The sequence below is a fragment of the Bacillus sp. K2I17 genome (assembly GCF_002209985.1).
In the GTDB taxonomy this organism is placed as follows: Bacteria; Bacillota; Bacilli; order Bacillales; family Bacillaceae_G; genus Bacillus_A; species Bacillus_A wiedmannii.
The window spans coordinates 16,678-27,786 of sequence record NZ_NJGF01000136.1; the positions used below are offsets into that span (position 1 = coordinate 16,678).

The following is an 11,109-nucleotide window of genomic DNA, read 5'->3' on the forward strand; positions in this document are numbered from 1 at the left end:
GTTTTTATCTTGCTTATTTTCTTAATTTTCAATAACATATTGTATATATTTTTCAGAAAGAAGGGATCTACATGCCAGTTAGAAGAATTGAACACGTCGGTCTTATGGTCGCAAACTTAGAAGCATCTATTTCATTTTATGAAGAAGTAGTTGGCTTACAGCTCATTAAACGTATGGGTCACCCGAATCCCGACTTAAAACTCGCTTTTTTAGGTGTGGAAGAATCGAAGGAAACGATACTTGAATTAATTGAAGGCTACAACTCTTCTCTTCCGGCAGAAGGAAAAGTACATCACATTTGCTTTAAAGTGGATTCATTAGAAGATGAAATCGAAAGACTAAAGAAACACAAAGTAACCTTTTTACTAGGAGAAGAAATTGAAACATTACCAGATGGAACACGTTACATATTCTTCGCTGGTCCTGATGGAGAATGGATTGAGTTTTTTGAAACGGAGAGATAAAGTGGGACTTTAGGATAGAAAAAGAGCCGGAATTCCGGCCCTTGTTTTTAAATAGTAACAAGGAAACATATCTTCAATCCGAAAACTCACCTATATTAAAAAACAATCATTTTGTTAGGAGTAGAGAATGGTAAATACAATCTATATTATTATTTTTTGGATACTTATACTATTTCCAATCCTTTATATACTCAAGATAAAGCATTGGAATTTAAAAGTAGTTGCCGTATTTGTTGGAAGAATTCTATTAAGTATTGTCTATTTCATAAATGGAATGGTGTTAGGTCTGCAACGGAATTGGATAGAGTCCCCCTATGAAACAGAATGGGATTTCTTTATAAAGTCTTTATTACACAGTAAAACTGATGCATTTATACACTTGTTACTTCTCATTATTATCATTATTTTGGATCTAGTCATTACATTTTATTATATTAATAAAATGTAATAGGGTGTTTTTCCTATTTCTTTTCTTACTGAGGTAGCGCCACATACCTAGAAAGTTAAGAGTATGCAAAGTCATTTTTAGGAAAGATTGTTTCTTTTATTGAAAAACTTTGTTTCTACATCATAGATAAAAGAGCGACCAATGCTAAAATAGCTGGAAGTCCTTGTTTCACAATAATTGATTTATTAGATGTGAAACCTCCAAAAATAGCTGCGATCACCACACAAATCACGAAAAATAATTGAACCATATAACCAATTGGGTTAAACCCAATTATAAGTCCCCAAATGAGACCAGCGGCTAAAAATCCATTATATAACCCTTGGTTTGCAAACATAACAGCTACGTTTTTATCTCCTTCTAAATGCTTCGGTAATTTGAAAGCACGTTTCGCTACTTTTGAATTAATAAAAAACATTTCGAGGATCATGATAAACAAATGTTCTAATGCTACAATCCCGACTAAAATAGCTGCGATTATTTCTATACCATTCTACCCCCTCTCTCCTTAATATCAGTTCTATATTATTTCAACTGTGAATTCTATCAACTAGGAAACGATTCCCTTCGTCGGCTGCTTGATCGATAGATAGAAGCATAGTTGGTACATAGCGAGCAATTCCAATCGAGATTGACTAATACCAACGCATTCTTCAAACTTCTCACCAATTCTTTCTAACTGAAAACAGTTGATATATCAATGATTGATGCGTCAATTAATATACATCTCTTTTTTTAGTTTTGCAAGTTTTTTTGCTCAAGTGGGTCTATTTTGTTTCAGCAGCTTTAAATTCATTCACAACAACAGTTCAAATTTCTAGAAATCCTAGTAAAGAAGAATTCAAAAAAAGAAGAGATTATCCCCTTCTTTTTTTTGAATTCTCCTTATTATTTACTATAACCACGATTCAGTTTCGTTAACTTTTCATTGATGGTAAAAATTCTTACTCTAATATCTTTAACACCAAATGTTTGAAGTCTGTTTTTGTGCATTTCTCCATATTTTTCAGCATCTTGTTTTTTTTCAAATACATAAATGCCTCCAGCTTCTTTCGTTTCTTGATTCTCCGTCCATATTTTCCAATGGAATCCTTCTTCTTCATTAATACTTTTTGCTAAATCCCAAAATGCTTTTTCCATTTCTTCACCAAAAGGACCTTCAAACGGGAAATCAACTTGTAATAAATATGCCATTTTCACTCACTCCTAAGTTCAATATTTTCAATTCGAATGCATACAGTTTAACGGCTGTTTTCATAATTCAATAAAAGCTCCCAGATTGCGGTATATATTTTTAAATATTATTTTTTTTGACTTGATTATAATAAAAGATGGACTTCGCGATTCGTTTATTAAATCTGGCATTTTCTCTATCCCTGCCAAATTTGATTGTGGTTCGATTATTTTATCCAGCGAAAGCCCATGTTCAATTAAAGTATTTATTAATGTGGCAACAGTTCTATGATCAACTACCTCCACTGAGGTGACACGTTTCAGTGGGGGCTTGAGTTAGAACGCTAGGTCTTTTCATCTATCGCTAGACAGTTGACGCTCTAGGATTCATGCCACCTTATGGTAGCACCCCAAGTATGTTTTTGGTTGGTACTGGCAACGAACTATTGTTTTCCCACTTGCACCACCCTTTCGAAAAAGAGCAATTCTTCCTTATGGAAGAAGCCACCACTCAGATGAATCCGGCGTGTGCTACAAGCCCCGACAAGTCGAGTACACATGGATGGTTGACGCACCCACTAAGCTATGCGCGAAGCAACAGCCTTACGTTTTTGCACTTCTAATAGAATCGGCGTTTTCACTGTGAGATTGTCATCCAATTCTACAACTCTTGATTTTTGCAATGTATTCAGCGCACCATTAATATCAGCATGGATACATGTTCCTGCTTTACTTTGGTACAGACCACGAGTCATTCGTTTGCCACTAAAGTGATAATACGTCTTATCATCCTTAGTCCAAACTGGAACCGGATCTTTATCAAGAAAACTAGCTTTTGAAGTATAGCTTTCTTCTTGTTTTAAAAATCGTATACCTTCTTTTATACATTTATTCTCAATCGCTGCAATCAGTTTATGAAACGGGATTTGAACAATGCGTTCTGAGACACTACTCTTCTTCTAAAATAGCGTAATAATATTCATCCCACCATTCATTTCCATGGGGTATACACTTCCTGAAATATCCTTCTCTTCTCATTCCAATTTTCTCCATCACTCGATATGACGGGGTATTTTGTGGCTGACATGTAGCTATAATTCTATGTAATTTCATTTCCTTAAACCCATATTTTAATGTAGCTTGTGCTGCTTCAGAAGCATATCCTTTATTGAAATATTTAGAATTGAACACCCACCCAATCTCATAAGTATGCTCACCAAAATATTTATGAAAAACAATATGACCAATCAGAATATTTTCATCTACCAGTATCACAGGAAAGTTCTCTGCATTTTCACCCATATTTCTATTTACAAAGTTTCTTGTATCTTCTTCAGTAAAAACTCCTTCGGGTATGTATTTCATAACATTGCTATCTGATGTATACTCATGGACAGCTTGCCAATCTTTGAACTCAAAATTTCGTATTAATAATCTTTCTGCTCTTATAAACATTTACTTTTCTCCTCTCAAAAAATCGTTTCTTTATTTCAAATCCACATTCAATCCTTAAACTAAAAAGAACTTGTAGGAATCTCTGCAAGTTCTTTTTAGTTTAAGGTGAATATATGAGACAAACAAACTATCTTACAGATTCATTATAGAAACTACAGGAACAGTACTTTGACAAATATATCATATAACAAATATTAACATTTGTATATTTTAGAAAATTGCGTCAATTAAGAGTGGGAATAGCTTTTTCTTAACTATTCTTAATTTCGTTTACTATTAACTTCATTCTTATATGGTTTAAAATCGAATACATATTTTTCTGCTGGCCAAATATCATCAATGTTGACAGGCATTGTTTGAATGTCTGCATTATGAATAAATACAGTTAATTCTTTAGGTAATTCAATTTCATTTTCACACCTAAGTAAATATTCATTTACAGCCCCATTTACATAAAAATGTTGGATTGCTTTTCTTACTTACTCATTCATTCATAAATGAATCCTTTCTTAATCCATTTTCAAATCATATCCCCCAGATTTGTGTGAAGGTTTTGTTGAGTTTAAATTAAAGTCTACTTCTCCCTGATGGTTCCCCTTTTTATTAAGTCAAATCTACCATGTTGTGTATATAAAGCATAAAGATTATTGGATTTTGAATCAACATATACGTCCCTTTTATTTAAATATAAGAAAACCCCATATTCAATAAAAAATACAGGGTTTTTATAAATCAGTTTATTTTGTTTAAAATTATACTTAGTCGAAAGAAGTTCGTGAATGAAATATTACTTATCTAATTAAGAAGAATTTAGATTCCAGCCCAAACATCTTTTCCATATCGCCCTTCATCTTGCAAAGAATCCAACCAATCCCTTGCCTCTTGTTCCCTTACTTCATGAATTTCTTGATATGCTTGACAAAGGGTATCTTCTACATCTGGAGCCATTTTACTTCCATCACCACATATATAAAGATGAGCCCCATTATCTAATAACGAAATTAAATTGATTCTATCTTGTTTTATTAAATGCTGTACATATGTTTTAGGAGATCCTTCTAGGCGAGAAAAAGCTGTGTGTAAAGAGAGTAATCCATCTCTTTCATCATTTTCTAGTTCTGTACGATAGAGATAATCTTTATCAGGATGACGACAACCAAAATATAGATGTGCTTGTCCTAAGTTCATACCTTTTTGCTTTTGAACACGACGCGCTTGCAAGAATCCACGGAATGGTGCGATTCCAGTACCTGGTCCAACCATGATAATTGGTGTTTCTGGATTTTCAGGTAATTGAAAGTTCGATTGTGGCGTTCGAATGAAACAAATAATCTCATCTTTATTATGACGCTGAGCTAAATAATTAGAAGCTACTCCTTCATATGTCCCTACCCCACTCCATGCAGGTGCATTAACAATACCAACCGTAATGCTCAGACGATCCTGTGCAACGAGTGGAGAGCTTGAAATAGAATAGTAACGCGGTTTGAGCGCAGGAAGAAGTTCTAAAAAGCGTTCAAATCGGATTTCACAAGCCTCATACTTTTCAAGAAGATCCAACATTGACATACGTTTCTTTAATATTTGTTCATGATAAACTCCCTCTTCCAATAGCGATTCCAATTCCTTTTTATGAGGAGGGCATGCTGTGAATGTCACCATTTCTCGTATTTGTGCTCGAGTGGCTGCTTCCTGCACTTCAACACTATAACTAAGAAGGTCATATAAACTAACAGGACTGTCTAAAGGTATGTGATTTACACTGCGCCCACTTGCGCTCAATATGACTTGATCCTTTCCGTTTAATCTAAAGCGTTTTAAAATTCGGTTGACATTTTTCTCACTATTAATTGGCAGCACACCAAGGTGGTCACCTTCTTGATACGTAGCGCCTTCTGGCAAGGATATCTCAATATGTCGCGTGCTTCTTTCACTGCTAGATGATTGAAGTTCACGATTTTCTAGTATAGACGCATAAACTGCTTCATATGTTCGCGCCAGAGGAGATCCTCCAAGACGACTAACAAATTGTAAACTTAATGTACTGCGTTCTCTCTCAATGTTTTTGTTAAGTTCCAATCCAAATGCCTTCATCGCATCAGACCACATACTTTGTTTCCATTGCTCGAGCTGTTCCTCGAAATCACCACTTGCATCCGTTTCTCCACGTGTAGAAAATCTTGTTGCTCCTTTTTGAGCCATTTGCTCATCAATGTATCTTGGAATTCGCTGATAAGTACTAGCCCAATTATGATCTCCACAACCAAAAACTGCGTATTGAACACCTTTTAGCTCATCCGGTTTTAATTCTTCCAACCATTGCACAAACTGCCCTGCATTACTTGGTGGTTTTCCATTATAAGAAGAAGTTACAATAAGAACCGCCCCTTCTTTTGGCAGACTTCCAATTCGATCGTTAAGAGCTACCACTTCCGTTTGAACACCTTCTAAACTAGCTGTATCTGCTAGTTCTCTGGCAATACCTTCTGCTACCCCTGTATCCGATCCATATAGAACAAGAAGCGAAAGATTATCGGCCCCAATAATAGAAGGAGTCTTCTGAACTTGCTGCTTGGTTTCATGGTTTTTCAGTTTCTCCTCTATAGGCGCAAGAACAGTAGTATGGCTAATAGTTTGATTTCGGGGTAGAATCCTAATTTTAAAATCACCAGGCTTTAACGTTAATGTTTGTTTTACATCCAGCTGATAGTCTTGATAATCAATGAATTCAAAATGTTGAAGAAGCATTCCCATTACAAGTGTAGCTTCATGAAGTGCAAACTGCATACCGATACATGCCCGTTGACCATTTCCAAATGGCTTATAAGCATGATGAGGAACCTTATCCAGATCTTCAAATCGTTCAGGTTGGAATTCTTCCACATTGTCTCCCCACGCGTCTTTATCCCTATGTAACTGTGGAATAAGAACAGAAATACGATCTTCTCCTTTCTTAATTGGATATTTCCCACCAATCACTGTATCTTCTTTTGCATAGAGACTGAATGCTGGAGCAGTAGGCCATAGACGTAGCGATTCATTTAAAATCATCCGTATATACTTAAGTTTCATAACTTGTTGGTATGTTGGAGTAGGATCTGTCAAAACCCGATCTACTTCTTCATAGGCTTTTTTCAATTTATCCGGATTCTTTAATAAAAAATAGATTGCAAAAGATAATAATCCACTTGTTGTTTCATGCCCAGCTATTAAAAAAGTGATAATTTGGAAACGAATATTTTCATCATCTAATTTTTCACCAGTTTCCGGATCCTGCACATTTAACATACGGGAAAGTAAATCATTTTCTTCCTGATTTCCACTACTTTTACGTTCAGCAATAATATTATCCACTAAAGAAAACATAGATTGAATATCATGCTGAAATTGACGTTTCGTTCTCCACATGAGTTTGTCTTCTATATCCAGCCGCTGTAATTGGTGCATCGCCTCATCTAGAGCACGGCTCATGCTAGTAATAAAAGGATGAGGGGTCTCACGATAAAAGCTATTAAATCGATAATTAAAACCACATAGACCAATTGTATCCAATGTAAGGCGAGTCATATCCTCCGGTACATCTACGCTTTCATTCGGATTAAGCCGTGCCCATTTTTGAACGAGTTGTACGGCAAGATCGACCATCATAGCATGATAATCTTTCATTGCTCGTTGGCTGAATGTAGGCATCAAAATATTATGAGCTTTTTTCCAGTTAGGCTCATGAGTCTCGCTTGTAAATAATCCGTCTCCAGCAAAGGCGCGAACTTTCGCTAAAGCACCCTCTATACTTTTATCAAATCTTGTTTCGTCACAGACTTCTGCTACCAGTTCATGCCCAGAAACGACAATGATGGTATCACTTAAAGTTTGAATTTGAAAAATGGGACCATACTCTTCCGCTATCTTGATAAAGGATAGGGTCGGTTTATCTTTATCGATTAATGGGAGATTCCCCAGCAATCCATATGTTTTCGGTTGAGGAATGGCAGATACTTTTTTATCCATTAAAAACACCCTTTCAAAAAAACATGTAATAAAATATCCCATTCAATAAAAAGAAGATAGCAATGAATCGCCTGGGATAAAGATATGTAATTGATTACCTTATTTTATCTTTTCCCTAACTATTCACGATTATGATATTGCTTATAAGGTTGTTAATCTAAGTTGTTTGTTGCTATTACATGTATAACTTGCAGAAAAAATACTAAATAAAAATGAAGCGTATTATGATAATGTTTATCAGAAATTGAGAGCTAAAGATTGTAGTATTGGGAAAACCAGTAGTTTCTAATGTCAATTCAAACAAATACGATAAGTAAGTATACTGTGTTGCTAATGAAAAAAGGATCTGATATGAATATCAGATCCTTTTTACTATATATAATTATTTCACTGGTTCTTTTCCAGATTTAAATACCAGCGCCTTAGCAGCAGAAATTTGCATTTCTTCATAGTCTAACTAAACAGTAAAAACTTATAGGAGTCATGATCTAAGGTTTTATTTTACTCTACCGATTTAACCTCTCGACAGCTTCCGCGCTTGTATCTACACGTTTAACGAAAAAAACTAATAGTAGTGCAACAATATTCATGCCAAGCGCTACATAGAATGAATATTGAATTCCAGATAATAAAGCCTTCTGAGTTAACATTGCCTTCGTAGCTTCTGTGAAGGTTGTTGGATCTACATCAGCCATTAGACTTTCAGCTTTTGTTTTTGTTACCGAATTCATAATCGTAACAAGGATAGCAGTACCAATTGAACCGGATACTTGTTGAGCTGTATTATTAACAGCTGTACCATGCGGATTTAAGCGAGTTGGCAATTGATTAAGGCCATTTGTCATAAGTGGCATCATCACCATCGCCATCCCAAACATCCGCAGTGTGTAAATAAGAATAATATGCGTGTGACTAGAGTCGAGTTGCAGGTTTGCTAGCATATAAGTTGAAACGGCTGTAATGGAAAGTCCTACTATACCAAGAATACGAGGGCCATATTTATCAAATAGTTTACCTGTAATTGGTGACATAATCCCCATTATTACCGCACCTGGAAGCATCATCAGCCCAGAGCTTAGCGGTGAAATACCGCGGACGTTTTGTACATAAGCTGGGGTTAAAATCATACCCGAAAACATGGCCACTGCATTAACAATCGCAATTACAGACGCAAGTGCGAACATTGGGTACTTGTAAACACGTAAATCCAATAACGGTTCATTCATTTTTAATTGACGGATAATGAAAGTAATTAGGGCAATAGCGCCTATGATTAAGGTTGTTAAAACAACTTTATTCGTCCAACCGTCGGAGCTTGCAGAACTGAATCCATATAACAAACCGCCAAAACCGACAGAAGATAATAGTAATGAGAGATAATCAAGTTTTGCATTTTTGTTTTGTCTCATGACATTCTCCGATTTCCAAACCCCTAACAGTAAGCTAATGATTGCTAACGGTAAAATCATCTCAAAAAGCAAACGCCAGTCATAATACTCTACAATATAACCCGATAGTGTCGGTCCAATTGCTGGAGCTGTAATCATAACTAACCCAAAAATCCCCATCGCTGTTCCCCTTTTTTCTCTTGGAAAGCTTACTAGCATAATATTCATTAACAAAGGCCCCATGACTGAAGAACCTGCTGCTTGAACCATCCGCCCAGTCAGTAATAAACTAAAGTTCGGCGCTAAAGCCGCTAAGCCCGTACCAAGAATAAAAATCAACATAGATGTAATAAATAAGCTCCTATTGGAGAAGCGGGTTATTAAAAATGCTGATGCCGGAATTAATATACCACTTACAAGCATATACCCTGTAGAAAGCCACTGAATCGTTGAATAATCTTTAATGTCTAAATCCTTCATTATCGATGGCAAGGCTACATTTAAAAGCGAGTTATTTAGAAATGAAACAAAGGCCCCAATAAAAAGGATTACAAGCATTAAATATGGTGGTTTTCTTTTATGTAATGTTTCACTCATATATTCATTTACCCCTTCATTATAAATTCCATTAATTCGTTTAAGCCGTTTGCAAATCTGCACAAGAATACATTGCCCTTGCAGTATTTTGCCAAACTCTTCGAATGGATATTCTCTTTTTAACAATTCTACTTGCCCAACATAATATCTGAAAATCTTTTTTATTGATCAAACGTTCATAAACGCGTTTGTTAACCGAAATTAAATTAGGTTACATTTTGAGGTGGAGTTGTCTTATTGCCCACAAATAGTAGGATAAATCAACAAGACCATACACCTATTCCTTTAAATACAGGCTTGTAAATCTAGTTATGTAACCATCCATAAAAAGGAATATTACATAGGCTAAGTCTAACATTACATTTTTAAAGTGAGGGGAATAAACTTATGTACCAATATTGGTATTTGAATTCAGAGGGCAACGGTGAGCAATATACGAACCAAATTGCAATGTCATCATTATATTTACAGCCCCAAATCACTAAGGCTGAGGGAATGAATGATTTGAAGATTCCTGAGAATTGGAGTTGTCGAGGCTATCCATTTGGTTGGGATTCGCCAGCCTATTATACGGGTTTCAATCCTCAAACTCCTCCCTTCTCTTTAGGTCAGCCAATCCATTATGCAGGGATGATGCCACAAGGACATCCCGCTAATTGGACGCCATTACAAGGCCATGTAGGTAATCTCCAAAAACCTCCCTTACCCTGGGCCCAACCATTCAATCATGCAGGGATGTTCGCACAAGGTCATCTCGCCGCTTTACTATCGCCACCAGCTAAAGCTTTTAATTTTAATACCAATAATAACTGGGGTATTTTTGGAAACCCTCCAGGATGGGGAGGACAGGTAAGTCCTATGGGATGGGGAAATAACGGTCAGCCAGGAATGCTTGGAAACTTACTGACAGTAGGAAAAGGCACCATGAATGGAATCGGAATGCTTAGTAGTCTAATCGGTATGGGAAAGTTCTTCTTTTAGTTCATTAGAACAGGCGAATAAGTCCATAATCCAGAACAAAAAAACATTTCCTTTAATCTTCTCAAACATACTCCCTCCAAGTTCGCTTCCTCTCCTTTCAAATCATAAAAAACATCTATTACTTTGTATGTGATAACTTGATAGAGATGTGGTGACATCAACAAAACGCAAATTTCGTACGCTAAGCAAAACGCTACAAAAAACCAATTCCTTTACGAAAGAACCGGTTTTTTGTAGTTTTTATTTCTTTGAAAAGTAGTCAAATCTTTTTTCACTAATTAACACTTTGAACACGGCCAATTTGTCCATCTTGTAATCGAACTTTAATGCCGTATGTATGTGTTTCACTATGTGTTAAGATGTCTTTCACAACACCACTTACAGTTTTACTATAGTCATTATCTAATTGAATAACTACATGTGAACCAACTGAAATTTGTGATCTTGTTGGTTTCCCACCTGTTGCTTGTGTTGTTTTTTCTTGTTTTTGTGTTCTCTCTTGTTGTATAGACTGTTGTTGCTGAGTCTTCTGCTCTTCTTGTTTACGCTTCTCTTCTTCTACTCTTTGCTGCTCTTCTTGTTTACGCTTCTCTTC

At 35.8% G+C, this 11,109-nt stretch carries 9 protein-coding genes and 2 pseudogenes; 3 read left to right on the forward strand and 8 right to left on the reverse strand.

What is annotated here, in order from left to right; all coding sequences use genetic code 11:
- Positions 1–71 precede the first annotated feature (71 nt).
- Positions 72–464 (forward strand): VOC family protein, encoded by a 393-nt coding sequence (locus tag CER22_RS31185; RefSeq protein ID WP_088063956.1) that lies wholly within the window; start codon positions 72–74, stop codon positions 462–464.
- 127 nt (positions 465–591) lie between these two features.
- Positions 592–912 carry a hypothetical protein gene (locus CER22_RS31190; RefSeq protein ID WP_088610518.1) on the forward strand — a complete coding sequence of 107 codons (321 nt, stop codon included), beginning with the start codon at positions 592–594 and terminating at the stop codon, positions 910–912.
- A gap of 115 nt (positions 913–1,027) precedes the next feature.
- Here CER22_RS31190 and CER22_RS31195 read toward each other — a convergent pair whose 3' ends face one another.
- From CER22_RS31195 to CER22_RS31235, 7 genes and pseudogenes are all read right to left on the reverse strand, one after another.
- The gene (locus tag CER22_RS31195; protein WP_073515594.1) at positions 1,028–1,399 is read right to left on the reverse strand and encodes a DUF1304 domain-containing protein; all 372 of its coding nucleotides are present in this window, start codon (positions 1,397–1,399) and stop codon (positions 1,028–1,030) included.
- Positions 1,400–1,800: 401 nt separating this feature from the next.
- A complete protein-coding gene (locus CER22_RS31200; RefSeq protein ID WP_073515595.1) occupies positions 1,801–2,106 on the reverse strand; it encodes a monooxygenase in 306 nt (101 codons plus the stop codon).
- Between the two features lie 60 nt (positions 2,107–2,166).
- Positions 2,167–2,385, reverse strand: a pseudogene (locus CER22_RS31205) (hypothetical protein); the annotation flags it as partial.
- A 278-nt stretch (positions 2,386–2,663) separates the two neighbouring features.
- A pseudogene (locus CER22_RS31215) lies at positions 2,664–3,029 on the reverse strand (zinc ribbon domain-containing protein); the annotation flags it as partial.
- Between the two features lie 4 nt (positions 3,030–3,033).
- The gene (locus tag CER22_RS31220; protein WP_088610519.1) at positions 3,034–3,540 is read right to left on the reverse strand and encodes a GNAT family N-acetyltransferase; all 507 of its coding nucleotides are present in this window, start codon (positions 3,538–3,540) and stop codon (positions 3,034–3,036) included.
- An 810-nt stretch (positions 3,541–4,350) separates the two neighbouring features.
- Positions 4,351–7,548, reverse strand: coding sequence for a bifunctional P-450/NADPH--P450 reductase (cypD, locus tag CER22_RS31230; protein ID WP_088610520.1), 3,198 nt, complete (start codon positions 7,546–7,548; stop codon positions 4,351–4,353).
- Between the two features lie 506 nt (positions 7,549–8,054).
- Positions 8,055–9,533, reverse strand: coding sequence for a DHA2 family efflux MFS transporter permease subunit (locus CER22_RS31235; RefSeq protein WP_088063959.1), 1,479 nt, complete (start codon positions 9,531–9,533; stop codon positions 8,055–8,057).
- Between the two features lie 387 nt (positions 9,534–9,920).
- Between CER22_RS31235 and CER22_RS31240 the strand changes: the two genes are divergently transcribed.
- A complete protein-coding gene (locus CER22_RS31240; RefSeq protein ID WP_088063960.1) occupies positions 9,921–10,514 on the forward strand; it encodes a hypothetical protein in 594 nt (197 codons plus the stop codon).
- A gap of 274 nt (positions 10,515–10,788) precedes the next feature.
- On the opposite strand, the gene CER22_RS31245 is transcribed toward CER22_RS31240, so the two are convergent.
- Positions 10,789–11,109, reverse strand: a 321-nt coding sequence (locus CER22_RS31245; protein WP_142293626.1) for a YwbE family protein, incomplete at its 5' end; no start/stop codon positions are given.